General features: G+C 59.2%; 15 protein-coding genes. 7 read left to right on the plus strand and 8 right to left on the minus strand.

The genetic code is table 11. From position 1 onward, the window contains the following. Positions 1-71: 71 nt before the first annotated feature. Entirely contained in the window at positions 72-1,724 is a 1,653-nt protein-coding gene (locus tag H4P12_RS04015) for an acyl-CoA synthetase (protein ID WP_187792281.1), read from the minus strand. Positions 1,725-1,913: 189 nt separating this feature from the next. On the opposite strand from H4P12_RS04015, the gene selD reads away from it, so the two are divergent. Beyond that, complete coding sequence (selD, locus tag H4P12_RS04020; protein WP_187792282.1) at positions 1,914-2,969, plus strand: selenide, water dikinase SelD; 1,056 nt, start codon at positions 1,914-1,916, stop codon at positions 2,967-2,969. 58 nt (positions 2,970-3,027) lie between these two features. Here the strand turns inward: selD and H4P12_RS04025 are convergent, their stop codons facing one another. The 6 genes from H4P12_RS04025 to H4P12_RS04050 all read right to left on the minus strand — a co-directional run bounded on the left by H4P12_RS04025 (position 3,028) and on the right by H4P12_RS04050 (position 10,498). Then, complete coding sequence (locus H4P12_RS04025) at positions 3,028-4,884, minus strand: ABC transporter ATP-binding protein (protein WP_187792283.1); 1,857 nt, start codon at positions 4,882-4,884, stop codon at positions 3,028-3,030. Position 4,885: 1 nt separating this feature from the next. Beyond that, positions 4,886-5,911 carry an oligopeptide/dipeptide ABC transporter ATP-binding protein gene (locus H4P12_RS04030; RefSeq protein WP_187792284.1) on the minus strand — a complete coding sequence of 342 codons (1,026 nt, stop codon included), beginning with the start codon at positions 5,909-5,911 and terminating at the stop codon, positions 4,886-4,888. Between the two features lie 7 nt (positions 5,912-5,918). Continuing rightward, positions 5,919-6,938, minus strand: a complete 1,020-nt coding sequence (locus H4P12_RS04035) for an oligopeptide/dipeptide ABC transporter ATP-binding protein (RefSeq protein WP_187792285.1) — start codon at positions 6,936-6,938, stop codon at positions 5,919-5,921. Between the two features lie 2 nt (positions 6,939-6,940). Continuing rightward, a complete protein-coding gene (locus tag H4P12_RS04040; RefSeq protein ID WP_187792286.1) occupies positions 6,941-7,867 on the minus strand; it encodes an ABC transporter permease subunit in 927 nt (308 codons plus the stop codon). A gap of 3 nt (positions 7,868-7,870) precedes the next feature. Continuing rightward, positions 7,871-8,794, minus strand: a complete 924-nt coding sequence (gene oppB, locus H4P12_RS04045) for an oligopeptide ABC transporter permease OppB (protein ID WP_187792287.1) — start codon at positions 8,792-8,794, stop codon at positions 7,871-7,873. Between the two features lie 87 nt (positions 8,795-8,881). After that, positions 8,882-10,498 (minus strand): peptide ABC transporter substrate-binding protein, encoded by a 1,617-nt coding sequence (locus H4P12_RS04050; RefSeq protein WP_187792288.1) that lies wholly within the window; start codon positions 10,496-10,498, stop codon positions 8,882-8,884. Positions 10,499-10,626: 128 nt separating this feature from the next. On the opposite strand from H4P12_RS04050, the gene cobU reads away from it, so the two are divergent. The 6 genes from cobU to H4P12_RS04080 all read left to right on the plus strand — a co-directional run bounded on the left by cobU (position 10,627) and on the right by H4P12_RS04080 (position 15,930). Beyond that, positions 10,627-11,157 carry a bifunctional adenosylcobinamide kinase/adenosylcobinamide-phosphate guanylyltransferase gene (gene cobU, locus H4P12_RS04055; protein WP_246448836.1) on the plus strand — a complete coding sequence of 177 codons (531 nt, stop codon included), beginning with the start codon at positions 10,627-10,629 and terminating at the stop codon, positions 11,155-11,157. After that, positions 11,144-12,097: a nicotinate-nucleotide--dimethylbenzimidazole phosphoribosyltransferase gene (cobT, locus tag H4P12_RS04060; protein ID WP_187792289.1), complete on the plus strand. Its 954-nt coding sequence runs from the start codon at positions 11,144-11,146 to the stop codon at positions 12,095-12,097. The genes cobU and cobT overlap by 14 nt, the downstream gene beginning before the upstream one ends. 13 nt (positions 12,098-12,110) lie before the next feature. Further along, on the plus strand, positions 12,111-12,830 hold the full coding sequence (cobS, locus tag H4P12_RS04065; RefSeq protein WP_343069755.1) for an adenosylcobinamide-GDP ribazoletransferase: 720 nt from the start codon (positions 12,111-12,113) through the stop codon (positions 12,828-12,830). Positions 12,831-12,940: 110 nt separating this feature from the next. Further along, positions 12,941-13,594, plus strand: coding sequence for a TRAP transporter small permease subunit (locus H4P12_RS04070; RefSeq protein ID WP_187792290.1), 654 nt, complete (start codon positions 12,941-12,943; stop codon positions 13,592-13,594). Further along, entirely contained in the window at positions 13,594-15,471 is a 1,878-nt protein-coding gene (locus H4P12_RS04075) for a TRAP transporter large permease subunit (protein ID WP_187792482.1), read from the plus strand. The genes H4P12_RS04070 and H4P12_RS04075 overlap by 1 nt, the downstream gene beginning before the upstream one ends. A 54-nt stretch (positions 15,472-15,525) precedes the next feature. Beyond that, positions 15,526-15,930, plus strand: coding sequence for a VOC family protein (locus tag H4P12_RS04080; RefSeq protein ID WP_187792291.1), 405 nt, complete (start codon positions 15,526-15,528; stop codon positions 15,928-15,930). Positions 15,931-15,982: 52 nt separating this feature from the next. Here H4P12_RS04080 and H4P12_RS04085 read toward each other — a convergent pair whose 3' ends face one another. After that, the gene (locus H4P12_RS04085; RefSeq protein ID WP_187792483.1) at positions 15,983-17,131 is read right to left on the minus strand and encodes a TRAP transporter substrate-binding protein; all 1,149 of its coding nucleotides are present in this window, start codon (positions 17,129-17,131) and stop codon (positions 15,983-15,985) included. Between the last annotated feature and the right edge of the window lie 60 nt (positions 17,132-17,191).

Genomic DNA, 17,191 nt, shown 5'->3' on the forward strand with positions numbered 1-17,191 from the left:
GTCAATACAGATGCGAATAATTCGCAACTAAGTGAAAGTATCTCTACCGCTTGCTATACCACAGGCACGGATCAGCGATCTTTGGCGATATCGTCGGCCCTGACGCGCAGCATGAACTTCTGAATTTTTCCCGTCGATGTTTTGGGCAATTCCTCGAACATGATCCGGGCAGGTATTTTGTAACCCGCCAGCAGGCTGCGACAATGCGCGATCAGGGCGGCTTCGTCAGTGTTATTGCCATCCCGGATCTCAACGAAAGCACAGGGACGTTCGCCCCATTTTGGGTCAGGCATCGCGACGACGGCACAGGCCGCCACTGCAGGGTGGCGATACAACGCCTCTTCGACCTCGATGGACGAGATGTTCTCGCCGCCGGAAATGATGATATCCTTGGACCGGTCTTTCAGTTGGATGTAGCCGTCAGGGTGCATCACGCCCAGATCGCCGGAATGGAACCAGTCTTTTGCAAAAGCTTTCTCGGTCGCGTCGTGATTTTTCAGATAGCCTTTCATCACGATATTGCCGCGCTGCATCACCTCGCCCAGCGTTTCGCCATCGGCTGGAACGGGCTGCATCGTTTCGGGGTCCAGAACGGCCAGATCGGATAATGACAGGTATCTGACCCCCTGGCGCGCCTTATACGCCGCTTGGGTGGCGGCGGGCAGATCGTCCCAAGCACCGTTCCAGTCATTCACAACGCTTGGGCCATAGGTTTCGGTCAGACCATAAACATGGGTGACGTGAAAGCCTTCCTCGGCCATGGCCTGCAAGATGGATTCGGGCGGCGGCGCGGCGGCCGTGTTGAAATTCACCTGATGCGGCAAGGGGCGCTTTTGGTCAGGCGACGCGGCCAGCAGGGTGGACATCACGATGGGCGCACCGCACAAATGGGTAACGCCATGTTCGGCAATCGCTGAATAGATCGCCCCGGCCCGGACCCACCGAAGGCAAACATGCGTGCCTGCCTGCACCGAAAGGGTCCATGGAAAGCACCAGCCATTGCAATGGAACATGGGCAGCGTCCACAGATAGACCGGATGCTTGCCCATATCTGCGTGGATCGTGTTGTTCAGACACATCAGCGCCGCGCCACGATGGTGATAGACCACGCCTTTCGGGTTGCCCGTCGTCCCCGAGGTGTAGTTCAGCGTGATCGCGTCCCATTCGTCCAGAGGCAGCGAATAGGTGTAATCAGGATCGCCGCTGGCCAGAAACTCGGCGAAATCAAGCGTGCCGATGCGGTCGCCCTTTGGCGCGGGTGCATCGCTTGGATATTCCGGATCGTCGAAATCGATGATGATGGGTTTGACCGTGGCAAGTTTCAATGCTTCGGCCATGACAGTCGAAAATTCCCGGTCGACGATCACAAATTTTGTTTCCGCGTGATCCAGCTGAAAGGCCAGCGTCGCCGCATCAAGCCGCGTATTCAGCGACAAAAGCACCGCACCATTGGCCATCGGCACCGCATAATGGGCCAGGATCATCGGCGGCGTATTGGACAGCATGACCGCCACCGTATCGCTACGTCCGATCCCCTGAGCCGCAAAAGCCGAGGCCAGGCGGCGGCTATCCCTCCACATTTCGCGATAGGTGCTGCGCAGATTGCCGTGAATGATGGCGACATGATCGGGATAGACGCGGGCGGCACGTTCAAGAAATGAAATCGGTGTCATCGGCTGATGGTTGGCCGGGCGGCGCTGCAAGCCATCTTCGAATTTATCCATCGTTCATCCTCCGCTGCGTGTGCCGCAGTTGAATGATCTCGGCAGGGATTTGCAAGCTGCGGTTCGGGGCGGCGGTTCGGGGCCGCGGATCGGGGCGGCGGATCGCCACGTTGCTGGCCCGCATGGCTGTGCCTATGCTGTCTGAAACGCCGCGAGTCGTCGCGGCATGTATTCAGGAAAGGCGTTCCGATGGATGATCCGCGCACAACCGAACCCCGGCTGACCTCGCTTTCCCATGGCGGCGGCTGCGGCTGCAAGATAGCCCCGGGCGTGCTGACCGGTTTGCTGCGCGGAACCAGAATGCTGCCCGTGCCCGATGAGCTTCTGGTGGGGATCGAGACATCGGATGATGCTGCGGTCTATCAATTGAACGACCATCAGGCGTTGGTCGCGACCACGGATTTTTTCATGCCCATCGTGGACGACCCGCTGGATTTCGGCCGCATCGCCGCAACCAATGCGATCAGCGATGTCTATGCCATGGGCGCGACCCCGATCATGGCTTTGTCACTGGTGGGCATGCCCATCAACACGCTGTCATCTGAAACCATCGCGAAAATCCTCGAGGGCGGTGCCATGGCCTGCCGTGATGCAGGCATCCCGATAGCAGGGGGCCACACCATCGACTCGGTCGAGGCGATCTATGGTCTGGTTGCGCTTGGTATCATGGATCCCGCCCATGTGAAGCGGAATTCGGGTGCCAGACCCGGCGATGTGCTGATCCTTGGCAAGCCGCTGGGCGTGGGCATCATGTCTGCTGCGCTGAAAAAAGGGGCGCTTGGCGATGCAGGCTATGCCCAGATGATCGCGGCGACGACACGGCTGAACAAGGCCGGTCCCGATCTGGCGCGGCTGCCCGGCGCTCATGCGATGACCGATGTGACAGGCTTCGGCCTTGGCGGTCATGCGCTGGAAATGGCGCGTGGATCGGGCTGCGATCTGGTTCTGGATTGGGCGGCTGTGCCGCTTTTGGCTGGCGTATCCGACCTTGCCTCGGCGGGCTACATCACGGGCGCATCGGGCCGTAATTGGGCAAGCTACGGCGGAGATGTTCGGCTGTCCGAGGCGATCACCGACATTGATCGCGCCGTGCTGACCGATCCGCAGACAAGCGGTGGTCTGCTGGTCGCGATTGCCGAACAGGATGTTGAAAGCGCGATGGCGATTTTCGCGGATCACGGTTTTGCCGAAGCGACGGTGATTGGCCGCGCCGTCGAAGGCACGGGCCAGTTGGTGGTGCGCTGACGGCTGTCGGTGACGCGGATTTCGCCTCCGGCGGGGGTATTTGGGCAAAGAAGAAAGGCTAGCGATAGCCTTGGGCCTGAAGCTCGAACAGTTCGCGATAACGACCGTTCTGGACCAGCAGTTGTTCATGCGTGCCCTGAGCCTGTACTTTGCCATCTTCCAGAACAAGGATGCGGTCGGCCATGCGCACGCTGCTGAAGCGGTGCGAGATGAGCAGCGCGGTTTTGGCCGAGGAAAGGTCTTTGAACCGCTGAAACACCTCGAATTCCGCGCGGGCGTCAAGGGCGGCGGTTGGCTCATCAAGGATCAGCACCTGTGCATCGCGCATATAGGCGCGGGCAATGGCCAGTTTCTGCCATTCGCCACCCGAGAGTTCGACACCGCGGGCAAATCGCTTGCCGACCATCTGATCATAGCCCGCGGGCAGTTTGGCGATCACCTGATCGGCCAAAGCGCGTTCGGCGGCGTTTTCGATGCGACCGCGATCATCCCGCGCGTCGATCCGGCCCGCGGCGATATTGTCCGCCGCCGTCATGGCGTAGCGGACAAAATCCTGAAAAATGACGCCAATGGAGGCGCGCAGATCATCCAGATCGTAATCGCGCAGGTCGCGGCCATCCAGCAGGATGCGCCCCTCTGTCGGCTCGTAAAGGCGGGCAAGCAGCTTGACGATGGTCGTTTTGCCCGCGCCGTTTTCACCAACCAGCGCCACCGTTTCACCGGCATGAAGTTCAAAGGACAGACCGCGCACCGCCCAGCGTTCGGCCTCGGGATATTTGAAGCCGACATTTTCGAACGCGAAGCCTTGGCGGATCGGGTTGGGGATGGGCAAGGCATTCGGGCCGGATTGGATCAGCGGTTCCTCATCGAAGAATTTATAAAGATCGTCCAGATAAAGCGCCTGGCCAGCCATGTTGGAAAAGGAAATCAGCAGTCCCTCGATCAAGCCACGCAGGCGGAGGAAACTCCCCGACAGAAAGGTCAGATCGCCAAGGCTGAGTGTGCCGGTCAGTGTGCGGCCGATGATCCACAGATAGGCGCTGTAATAGCACAGTGTTCCAAGCGAGGTCAGTAGCGCCATGACGGCAAGTTGGCGGCGAGAGATGGCGCGGTTTTCACGATAGAAGCGTTGGGCCAGCAGGTGATAGCGGTCGCGCAGGAAGCTGTTCAGACCAAATATCTTGACCTCTTTTGCGGAATCGGCGGCGCTGCCGATCATGCGCAGGTAATCGCGTTCCCGCCTGTCCGCCGCGCGTCGCCAGTTCAGCATGTAAAGTTCGCTGTTGAAATGCATTTCCCCCCAGAACGCGGGGATCAGCGCGATCATAAGCAGCAGAACCAGCCAGGGGTTATAGGCGATCAGACCCGCGCCGAAGCTGATGACGGTCACACTGTCCTGCAATTGCTGCATGACCTGGCCGAGGATGGGAATGCGTCCCATCGTCTGGCGCCGGGCGCGGTCCAGCCGGTCCTGAAATGCCGCATCTTCGAACGTGGCAAGGTCCAGGTCAGAGGCATGATCCATCAGTCGCACCGATAGTGAGATGACCAGCTTTTCCTGCAACAGGCTGTCGGTATAGGTCACCAAACGCCCGATGATGTCGGACCCAAGAGCAAGCGCCAATTCCGCAATCACCAGCCACAGCAGGTGGTTGGCCATGCCCGTGATCCACCAGTCACCCAGTTGGGATGGGTGACCCTCCAGCGCGATCAGGCGGACGACTTCGTCGATGATCAGCTTGCCGACCCATAACATCGCAACCGGCGTCAAGGCGCGGATCAGGCGCAGCAGGATCATCACGCTGGTCAGGCCCGGACTGGCGCGCCAGATCATCGCCAGAAATGGCGGGATGTTTTTCAGCGCCGCCCAGCGTTCGGCGTAAACCTGCGGATTGGCAGGTTCCGGTTTTGCCATGTCAGGCGACCTCGGACTGACGGGCGCGGGCAATTTCCGCGGCGGTCAGCGGACCGGGGAAGTGACAGGCGACCTGTTGGTCATTGCCCAGAAGGAGGGGCACCTCGGATGCGCACCGGGCCTGCGCCCTTGGGCAGCGCGTGCGGAAGACGCAACCTGACGGAGGGTTGAACGGGGATGGCAACTCACCATGCAGCGGCACGACAGTGTTTGTCGGGTCGAAATCGGGGTCGGGAACCGGCACCGCCGACAGCAGGGCCTGCGTATAGGGATGCTGCGGGGCGGAATAGAGATCGGTGGAAGATGCGATCTCCATAACCTTGCCCAGATACAGCACCATCACCCGGTCGCTGATATGCTTCACCACCGACAGATCATGAGCGATGAAGATCAGCGACAGGCCCAGTTCGCGTTGCAGTCGGATCAGCAGGTTGATGACCTGCGCCTGAATGGAAACATCCAGCGCCGAAACGGGCTCATCACAGATGATCAGCTTTGGTTCGACAATCAACGCGCGGGCGATGCCGATACGCTGACATTGGCCGCCGCTGAATTCATGCGGATAGCGATTGATCTGGTTCGGCAGCAGGCCGACCTTTTCCATCATCGCCTTGACGCGTTCCTTCACCTCGGCCTTCCTGAGGCCAGGGCGATGCGTGATCAGCGGTTCGGCAATGATCTGGCCCACGGTCATGCGCGGGTTCAGGCTCGCCAGCGGGTCCTGAAACACCATCTGGATATCGCTGCGATATTTCATCATCTGGCGTGGCGACATGGCGATCAGATCCTTGCCGTCGATCCATTCCGCCTTGCCCGTCGCATCGGCCAGCCCGATCAACGCACGGGCCAGCGTGGATTTTCCGCTGCCGGATTCACCGACAATCCCAAGGGTCTCTCCCTGGTTCAAGGTAAAGTTTACGCCATTCACTGCATAAAGGCTGCGCGGCTTGGTCCATGGCATCGCGGCCTGCGAATGGATGCGAAAGATCACGTGCAGGTCGCGGACATCAAGAAGCGGTCTGGTCATGGCTGGGCTACCTCTTCTGCGGCGGCATCAATATCTGGCAGCACAATGGTTTCGCGGCCTGCCTGAACATCCTCAGCGGCGCGAAACAGGCGCGGGCGCGGTCTGCGGTGAAGTATTCAAGCGCGGGGCGCTGTTGGGCGCAACCATCGCGGCGATAGGTGCAGCGTGGTTCAAAGGCGCAGCCGGGCGGCGGATGCGACATGTTGGGCGGTGATCCGGGAATCGCGGCCAGTTCGTCGTCATTTTGATCGACGCGCGGGATCGCCGCCAGCAACCCCTGTGTATAGGGATGCGCCGGTTCCCTGAACAATGGACCGACCGGCCCAAGTTCGCGGATGCGCCCGCCATACATGACGGCAACGCGCTCGCAAGCGCCGGCGACAACGCCCAGATCATGGGTGATCAGGATCATCGCCATGCCAAATTCGCGCTGCAAATCTGCCAGCAGGGTCATGATCTGGGCCTGAACGGTCACGTCCAGCGCGGTCGTGGGTTCATCTGCGATGAGCAGTTTCGGACGGCACAGCAGCGCCATGGCGATCATCACGCGCTGTCGCATGCCGCCCGAAAATTCGTGCGGATACAGGCGCACCCGACCTTTGGCATCGGGGATTTTGACCGCATCCAGCATCGCGACCGACTCGGCCAGGGCATCGCGTCTGCTCAGCCCCTTGTGCAGGGTCAGCACCTCGGCCATCTGGTCCGAGACGCGCATATAGGGGTTCAGCGAGGTCATCGGATCCTGAAAGATCATCGCGATCTTTTCGGCGCGGATCCTGTTCAGCACCTTGGGCGGCGCGTTCAGGATTTCCTGCCCATCGAATGTCACGCTGCCCGTTGCCTGCCCGTTCTGCGCCAAGAGGCCCATGATGGCAAAGGAAAGCTGTGATTTGCCGCTGCCGGATTCGCCTACGATGCCCAAAGGTTCGCCCGCGTCGACTGATAGGTCAACATTGTTGACCGCGTGAACGGCGCCGTCATTGGTTTTGAAACGGACGTTCAGGTTCTTGATTTCAAGAAGTGCCATGCTCAACGCTCCTTCGGGTCAAGCGCATCACGCAGCCCGTCGCCGACAAAGAAAAAGCCGAACAGGGTGATGACAAAGAAGAACAGTGGGAAGGCCAATTGCCACAGCGTGCCATAGGCCATGGTTTTCGACCCTTCCGAGATCAAGGCCCCCCATGAGGTCAGCGGCTCCTGCACGCCCAAGCCAAGAAAGCTGATGAAGCTTTCCGTCAGGATCATAAGTGGCACCAGCAATGTGGCATAGACCGCGACCACGCCCAGCAGGTTCGGGACGATATGCCGAATGATGATTTTCCAGGTGGAAACGCCGGTCGCGCGGGCGGCCTCGATGAACTCGCGGTTCTTCAGGGACAGGGTCTGGCCGCGCACGATGCGCGACATATCCAGCCATGAAATCAGCCCGATGCCCAGAAACAGCATCGCGATGGACCGGCCGAACATGACCAGCAACAGGATCAGCACGAACATGTAGGGGATCGACATCAGGATATCGACCGCGCGCATCATCAACTGATCCGTGCGGCCACCGATATAACCTGCCGTTGCGCCATAAAGCGTGCCCGCGATCACAGCGATGGCCGCGCCGACAACGCCGACCATCAGACTGATCTGCGTGCCTTGCACCGTCCGTGAAAACAGATCGCGGCCCAGATCATCAGTGCCGAAATAATGACCGTTTTCGATCGACGGCTGACCCATCGTGGCGACTTGCCCCATGACGTTGAAGTCAAGTTCCTCGTTCGACCAGACGGCGATCCAGTTCCCGAAGATGGCAAACAGCACGACGAAGATCAGGATGCACAGCCCGAACATCGCGGCCTTGTTGCGCACGAATCGCTTGCGTGCGTCGGCCCATGGGCTTCGGCCCTTGACCTCGTGTTCGACCATCGTGCTGGCCAGCGATTGCATTTTGCTTTGCTCGATCACCATGGCTCAATACCGGATCTTCGGGTCGATCCACGCGTAAAGGATATCGACGACAAGGTTGAATAGGATGGTCAGCGTGCCGACCAGAATGGTAATGCCCATCATCACCGCATAATCGCGGTTCAGCGCGGAATCGACGAATGCCTTGCCGATTCCCCCGGTCGAGAAATACATGTCGATCACGACCGATCCGGTGATCATCGACACGAAAACCGGCCCAAGATAGCTGATCACCGGCAACATCGCAGGTTTCAGCGCATGGCGCAGGATGACGCGATGTTCGGGTATTCCCTTGGCGCGAGCGGTTCGGATGTGGTTGCTGCCCAACACCTCCAGCATCGAGGATCGTGTGATCCGCGCGATTGACGCCATATAGCTGGTGGCAAGCGCGATGATTGGCATGACCCAGAAAGACGGGTCGTTGAAGCTCCACCCGCCGCCGGGCAACATGCGATACCACAGCGTAAAGATCAGCACGAGGATGGGGGCCATGACGAAATTCGGCAGGACCTGCGCGCCGATGGAAATGCCGACCGCCAGGTAGTCCAGCCAGGTGTTGTGCCAGATTGCCGCAACCACCCCCAGGCTGACGCCCACCATGATCGCGGCAACAAAGGCCAGCGTGCCATAGGTCAGCGTCACCGGGAAGCCCGACGCGATCAGGTCGTTCACCGTGCGATCGGGATAGACAAAGCTGGGTCCGAAATCGAAATGGACGACGATCCCATAGACATAGTTCCAGATCTGTCGCCACAGTGGTTCATCCAGCCCGTATTTGGCGTTCAGATTGGCCAGAACCTGCGGCGGCAGGGCGCGTTCCTGCGAAAAGGGGCCGCCCGGTGCAAGATGCATCAGAATGAATGAAAAGATGATCAGCAGAAGCAATGTAGGTATCGCCACCGCCAATCGTCGCAGAATATATGCGAACATCGGGTGTGCCTCCCTGCGGGAACGGTCGTTGTTGAAATGAGGGGGACGAAAGGGGACATGCCCTTTCGTCCGGGTCAAAGGCTGATGTTATTCGGCGACGCGATACATGTCCTTGGCATACCAGGCCGACATCACGTTTTCCAACGGAACGCCCCGGATGTCAGGCTTGATCATCTGCGCCATGGCGTAGTGATAGACGGGGGCCAAGGCCATCTCGTCGATCAGGATTTCTTCCGCCTGACGATACAGGTCATTGGGGTTTTCGGCCGTCGCGGAATCCGCCAGCAACTTGTCGTAATCCGCATTGGTCCACTTGCCCTGATTGTAACCACCGCTGCGGAAGTAATCGAGATAGGTCGAAGCCTCGTTATAATCGCCACACCACGCATAGCGGGCCACCTCGAAGTCCTGATTGTTCAGGCGGTCGATATGAACCTTCCATTCGTAATTGTTCAGCGTGACATTCACGCCAATGGCCTTCCAGAACTGCTGAACGGCGATGGCCAGCTTTTTGTGGTCTTCGCTGGTATTATACTGGATCGACAGGTTCAGCGGGTTATCCGGGCCATAGCCCGCCTCGGCCAACAATTCCTTGGCCTTTTCGACACGCTCGGCCTGCGTCCACTGACCCCAATCCTCCTCGGGGATGGTATAGCCTTCGGTTGCCCAGTGGACCCAATTAAAGGCCGGACGCTGGCCACCCTGCAAAACGCGATCCACGATGATGTCGCGGTCGATGGCATAGGCCAAAGCCTGACGGACACGCGCATCTTTCAGTTCCTCGGGGCCTTTGTCGGACAGGTTGAAGATATAGGCATAAGAGCAGGACCAGGGGGCGCTGATCGCCTCGTCCGGGTATTCCTGCTGCAACTGGGGCAGGCGACCTGCGGGCAGCGTGTTCATCCAGTCGATTTCGCCGGCCAGATAACGGGTCAGGCCGATGTTCTGGTCGTTCACGGTAATGAACTTCACCTCATCCATGATGGTGTGTTCGGCATCCCAATACTGGTCGTTCTTGACCGCCACAGCCTCGACCCCAAGGTCATGGCTTTGCAGGACATAGGCGCCGTTGCCGACCATCTTGCCGGGCTGCGTCCAGGCATCGCCTTCGGCCTCGATCACCGCTTGCGGCACAGGATAGGTGGTCGAATGCGACAGGGTTTTCAGGAAATATGGCGTCGGCTTGGTCAGTTTGACCTCTAGCGTCTTGTCGTCCACCGCGGTCACGCCCAATTCTTCCGGGGCTTTTTCGCCCTTCACGATCTCGGACGCGTTCACAAGGTTCATCAGCTCCATGAACCACGCGTATTCGGACGCGGTTTCCGGGTTCACCGCGCGACGCCACGCATAGACGAAATCATTTGCCGTGACGGGCTCGCCGTTGGACCAGTTCGAATCGCGCAGATGAAAGGTATAGGTCAGGCCGTCTTCGCTGACATCCCAGGTTTCGGCCACGCCGGGAACCATTGCACCTGTCGAGTCCTCGTTCAGCAGACCTTCGAACAGCTGACGGATCATGTCCGAGTCGGTCCGCGACGATGTCAATTGCGGGTCAAGCGATTTGAATGCATCAAGAATCCAGAATTTCAGATCCTGATTTTCCGCCAGCGTCTCTCCCTCGCCGGGCTGTGCTGCCAAGGCGGGCGCAAAAGCGGGCAAGGCCAATGCGGCCAGCAGCGCCGTTGTCGTAAACAGCTTGGTCATATGATGTCCTCCATGTCGGTAGGGTGGCGTAGCACCCGGAATAACCCGGCAAATTAATTAAACGCACGTTCAGGTAAAGCAGATTTCCGGCTTTTCATGTCTGGCGTGCTGTGAAACAGATGCAACCAATGACGCGATTCGGGCATATCACCATGGTTACGGGCGGCGCGCGCTCGGGCAAGTCAGCATTGGCTGAACGGCTGGTAAAGCGGCACGATTTACCCCGCATCTATATCGCCACGGCACAGGCGGGCGATGGCGAGATGGCCGAAAGAATAGCGCAACATCAACAAAATCGCGGTGCCGGATGGACCACGGTGGAAGAACCGGTCGATCTGGTTCGTGTGCTGGGCGAAACAGACGGGCAGGGCGTGCGGTTGGTCGATTGTCTGACGCTGTGGATGTCGAACAGTTTCGGGAATTGTGACGTGGCGTCACTTTGCGAAACACTGCGTCGGCAAACCTCTCCGGTTGTGCTGGTGACGAATGAACTGGGCCAGGGCATCGTGCCCGATAACCAGTTGGCCCGCATGTTTCGCGATCAGCACGGATGGATGAATCAAGCCGTTGCCACGATCGCGGATGAGGTTTGGATGGCGGTATCGGGAATGCCGCTGCGTCTGAAGCCAAGGGGAGAGAACCCTGATGAAAGCCTTTGACATTGCCGCAGCCAATGGCGCCCGCGCACGTCAGGACAGCCTGACCAAACCGCCAGGATCGCTGGGCAGGCTTGAGGAATTGGCGGTCTTCATGGCGGGCTGGCAGGGGCGGGCGATCCCACGATTGAACGTGGCACAGGTCGTCGTATTCGCCGGAAATCACGGAATCGTCGCGCAAGGTGTAAACCCCTTTCCGCCGGAAGTAACCGCCCTGATGGTTGAAAATTTCAGGAATGGCGGCGCGGCAATCAACCAGCTTTGCAAGGTTGCGGGTGCTGAACTATCGGTCGTGCCGCTTGATTTGGCCCATCCGACGGCTGATTTCACCAAAGCGTCCGCGATGACGGTTTCCGAGGTCGACCAGACCATGGCGGCGGGGGCGGCTGCAGTGGATCCGAAAGCCGATGTTCTGGTCCTTGGTGAAATGGGGATTGGCAATTCCACCATCGCCGCTGCCCAATCTGCGTTGGTTTTTGGCGGCTGTGGCAAGGATTGGGTCGGCCCCGGGACGGGCGCCAATCCCGAAGAGATGGCAAACAAACGTCGCGCCATCGACGAAGGTCTGGTCTTGCACCGGCCGAAAACCACACGCGATGCCTTGGCGGCCTTTGGCGGACGCGAACAGGCGGCGATCTGCGGGGCGATTTTGCAGGCTCGGCGGATTGGCCTGCCGGTCATTCTGGACGGGTTCATCTGCACCGCTGCTGCTGCCGTTCTGACATTGGATAATCCCGATGCGCTGGAACATTGCCTGATCGGTCATCAAAGCGCCGAGCCGGGCCATCAGCGTCTGATCGCGGGCCTCGAAATGTCCCCGATCCTGTCGCTGGACATGCGTCTGGGCGAAGGGTCGGGCGCGGCGGTCGCCCTGATGGTGCTGCGTGGCGCAATTGCATGCCACAGCGGTATGGCAACCTTTGCCGAGGCCGGAATTGGTTAAGGCGCAGCAACTGGTGCAGCAACTGGTTCTGGCGCTGGTCTTTTTGACCCGCCTGCCTTTGGGACGTTTTTTGCCTGCCCGAATGTTACCGCTGTCGCAAAGCCTGTGGGCCTTTCCGCTGGCTGGACTGCTGGTCGGACTGATCGCGGCGTTGCCGCTGTGGGCATTGGGTTCAAGCCTTCTGTCTGCAGTGCTTTCCGTCACGCTGGCGGTCTGGTTCACGGGTGCGTTGCACGAAGACGCGCTTGCCGATTTTGCCGATGCGGCGGGCGGCAAGGATCGTCACGACCGTTTGCGTATCATGCGGGACTCCGCGATAGGCAGTTATGGGGTCATGGCATTGATCCTTTGCACCGCGATGCGGATTGCGGCCATCGCGCAGCTTACGCCTTTGGCCGTTATCGCGGCTGCCATCGCTGGCCGAACGGCCGTTGTCATCGCCATGGCGATCCTGCCGCCAGCGCGGTCCGATGGGCTGGGAAAATCGGCAGGCAGAGCCGACGCTGCCAATATCGCCATTGCATCGCTGATCGGCGGTCTGACGATGCTATTTTTAGGAGGCCCCGGAATAGCAGCCGCGATTGCCGGTCTGATCGCCCTTGGACTGGTGATCCGAAAGGCAAAGCAATGGCTTGGGGGGCAGACGGGCGACGTGCTGGGCACGGCGTCAATCATAACGGAAACCGCCGTTCTGGCGGTTTTGTCGATATTCGCAGGTATGGCCATTGCCTGAAATCCTTGACCGGTTCGAGGGCATCGCGCATACCGCCAATTCTGGACAAGCCGTAACGTAAACACGGCCAGGACCCACAAGTGGTCTCGGATGGGAGGGAGGATATTTCCATGGGTGGCCTTTTGGCCCTTTCACGCGGCATTGACCGCATAAATACCGCGATCGGACGCGCTGCGTCGTGGCTGATCCTGGTGGCGATTTTCGTCAGTGCGGGCAACGCTATTGTCCGCAAGGTCTTCAGCATCTCATCCAATGCGTGGCTGGAATTGCAGTGGTATCTGTATGGCGGCGCATTCCTGCTGGCAGCGGCGTATACGTTGCTGGAAAATGAACATATCCGCATCGACATCATCTATGGAAACTGGTCGCGCAGGACTCAACATTGGCTGGACCTGCTGGGGCATCTGTTCTTTCTGATGCCGATGCTTCTGGTGTCGCTGTGGTATATGTGGCCATGGTTGCTGGGCAGCATCGAACGCGGCGACCGATCAATGAACGCCGGCGGCCTTGTCCTTTGGCCGGCACGGGCGTTGTTGGTGGCTGGATTTGTTCTTCTGTTCTTTCAGGGGATTTCCGAAATCATCAAGAAAATCGCGGTTATGCGCGGCATCATAGAAGACCCGCATCCACAGACAGGCCACCACGCACCGTTGGAAATGGACGACGAGCTGCTGGAGCAAGCCGGCTTTGTGGCCCAGGATGATGCCCGCGCCGACATGTTGCATGACGCCGGCGACAAGCGCCGCCCGGAGGACCGCAAATGATTCTCGAATTTATTGCGCAGAACATGGCACCGATCATGTTCCTGTCACTGATCATTTTCCTGCTTTACGGTTACCCCGTCGCATTCGCACTATCGGCTTGCGGCCTGCTGTTCTTTGTCATCGGCGTTGAACTGGCTCCGCTGTCAGGCGGGACAATCAACCTCAGCTGGCCGCTGTTACGCGCCATCCCTGACCGTTTCTTCGGAGGCGTGGTCGCGAATGAGACCCTGCTTGCCGTCCCATTCTTTACCTTCATGGGAATCGTGCTTGAGAAATCGGGCATGGCCGAGGATCTGCTGGACACGATCGGACAGCTGTTCGGACCGGTGCGCGGTGGCCTGGCCTATGCGGTGATCATCGTGGGTGCGTTGCTTGCGGCAACAACAGGTGTCGTTGCGGCATCGGTGATCGCCATGGGCCTGATCTCTCTGCCGATCATGCTGCGCTATGGTTATGATCGCAGGATCGCGGCAGGGACGATTGCGGCATCAGGCACATTGGCGCAGATCATCCCGCCGTCGCTGGTGCTGATCGTGCTGGCTGACCAATTGGGCCGCTCGGTCGGTGACATGTATAAAGGCGCGTTGATCCCCGGTCTGGTTCTGACCGGCATCTACATGCTTTACATCTTCCTGATGTCGATCTTCCGTCCGCACACGGTGCCCGCATTGCCGAAAGAGGCGCGGACGCTTGGCTCGGGCGTCACATCGCTGATCGTGGCGCTGGCCATTGGTGGGGCGATCTTCTACGGCCTGTATCACTTCTTCCACCCGACCTACGGCAAAAACGCCGACGTGGTGGCTGCGGTCGTTGCGGTCCTGGTGATCTATCTGGTCGCTGTCATCGACAAGGGCGCCAAAATTGGCCTGATGTCACGACTGGCCCAACAGGTCATCATCGTGCTGATCCCACCACTGACGCTTATCTTTCTTGTTCTGGGAACGATCTTCCTTGGCATCGCGACTCCGACCGAAGGTGGCGCAATGGGCGCGGTCGGCGCACTGATCCTTGCCGGAGCAAAGGGACGCCTGAACTATACCGTCATCAGCCAGGCGCTTGCCGCCACGACGCGCCTTTCGGCCTTCGTGATGTTCATCCTGATCGGTGCCCGTATCTTCTCGCTGACCTTCTATGGCGTGAACGGACATATCTGGGTCGAACATCTGCTGACCTCGTTGCCGGGGGGCGAGTTGGGCTTCCTGATCGCGGTGTCGGTGCTGGTCTTTCTGCTGGCCTTCTTCCTCGACTTCTTCGAGCTGGCCTTCATCATCGTGCCACTTCTGGCACCTGCCGCGGAAAGCCTTGGGATCGATCTGATCTGGTTCGGCGTCATTCTGGGCGTCAACATGCAGACCAGCTTTATGCACCCGCCGTTTGGCTTTGCGCTGTTCTATCTGCGTTCGGTCGCGCCCAAATTACCCTATACGGATCGGGTGACGGGCAAGACGATGGCACCGGTCAAATCCAGCCAGATCTATTGGGGGGCAGTGCCCTTCGTTGCGATCCAGCTGATCATGATCGCCATCGTGATCGCCTTTCCGCAGATGGTGATGCACTACAAGGGACCGGTCGTGGATACCTCGAACGTCAGGATCGAGATTCCGTCGGGTGGTTCCGGCGGGCTTGGTGGCGGGTTTGGCAGCCTTGGCGGTTTGGGGTCACCCTTTGGCCAGCCCTCTGCACCCGCGGGTGGACAGGTCGCACCACAAGGTGGCGGTTTGGGCACGCCGCCGAATTTCGGCGGTCCTGCGCCTGATGCCCCGGCACCCGCAGCACCAGCGCCCCAAGCCCCCGCCACGCCACAGGAAACGCAGCCTGCGGCCCCCGGCGGACTGGGCCTTGGCGGCCCGCCGCCCGGACTTGGCGGCAGCAACTGATCTGGAAAGGCCGGGTATCAACCCGGCCTTTTTTCTTCGCGAAGGGATTGTTGCATGGCACAAACGCTGGCGCATGTCGCACTGGTCGTTCGCGACTATGATGAGGCGATCGGCTTTTTCACAGGAAAGCTTGGCTTCGATCTGGTTGATGACACCTATCAACCGGAACAGGACAAACGATGGGTCGTTGTCCGTCCGGCGGGGAGTAGCGGCAGCTCTATCCTTTTGGCCCGCGCGTCGGACGATCACCAATCCCGCTATATCGGCGATCAGGCCGGGGGCAGGGTATTCCTGTTTCTACGCACGGATGATTTCTGGCGAGATTATGAAGCATACCTGTCACGCGGCGTCGAATTCGTGCGTGAACCGAAAGAAGCTGATTACGGAATCGTCGCAGTGTTTCGCGATCTGTATGGCAACCTGTGGGATCTGATCCAGTTCACCGATGGGCGCCCATGAAAAAACCGCCGCGATCAATCGCGGCGGTTCGATATTTTAGCAGTGTGACAGCTTATTGCGAAGGCGCTTCGCCTTCTGCAGCAGGTCCGCCAACAGCCAGCGCGCCGTTGCGCTGCTGGATCATCATGAAGGTATCAAAGGTATATTCCGCAGTTTGCGCATACAGATACCAGTCATCACGATAGGGCAGCATGGCTTCATACTGCTTCTTGAACGATTCATTTTCAGCCGAGATTTCAGCATAGACTTCGTTGGCCGCCGCGAAGGCTGCGGTCAGGATTTCTTCGCTGAACGGACGCAGTTGTGCGCCCGAACCGACAAGCTCTTTCAGGGCGGTCGGGTTCTTTATGTCATATTTCGCCAGCATGTTCTGGTCCGTTGCCTGACAGCAGGTGCGCAGTAGCGATTTATAATTCTCGGGCAGTTCGTCGTATTTGCCCTTGTTGAAGAAGAAGCCAACCGTCGGGCCGCCTTCCCAGAAACCGGGATAGTAGTAGTAGGGCGCGACTTTCTGGAAGCCCAGCTTGTTGTCGTCATAGGGGCCGACCCATTCGGCTGCGTCGATGGTGCCTTTTTCAAGCGACGGGTAAATGTCGCCGCCAGCAATCTGCTGCGGCACAACACCCAATTTTTCCATGACACGACCGGCCAGACCCGAGATTCGCATCTTCAGGCCCTGCATGTCGGCGACGGTGTTGATTTCCTTCCGATACCAGCCGCCCATCTGAACGCCGGTGTTCCCGCCGGGGAACCCGACAAGATTATATTTCTCAAGGAATTCGTTGTAATTCTCGATGCCGCCGCCCTGATAGTTATAGGCAGCTTTGGCACGGGCCGAGAAAGTGAACGGCAGATCGGCACCACACGCGAATGCCGGGTCTTTGCCCCAGTTGTAATAACCGACCGAATGCGCCGATTCCACGGTGCCGTCGGTTGCCGCGTTGATCGCGTCCAGACCGGGAACGATCTCGCCCGCCGCGAATACCTGGATGTTGAACTTGCCGTCTGTTGCTTCTTTCAGGCGTGTCGAAAGCTCGTCCCCGCCACCATAGATGGTGTCCAGTGATTTCGGGAAGGACGAGGCCATACGCCAAGTCACGGCAGGTGCTTCCTGCGCGATGGCAGGGGCCGCCAGCGTCGCACCAGCAGCCGCAGCAGCGCCGCCAACAGATGCGCGGGTCAGAAAGGACCGGCGGTCCAGTGATTTGGATTCTTTCATTTAACTCCTCCGCTCAGACCAGGAAAAGCGATCACTCCGACG

This window comes from Paracoccus amoyensis, from assembly GCF_014490725.1.
GTDB lineage: Bacteria > Pseudomonadota > Alphaproteobacteria > Rhodobacterales > Rhodobacteraceae > Paracoccus > Paracoccus amoyensis.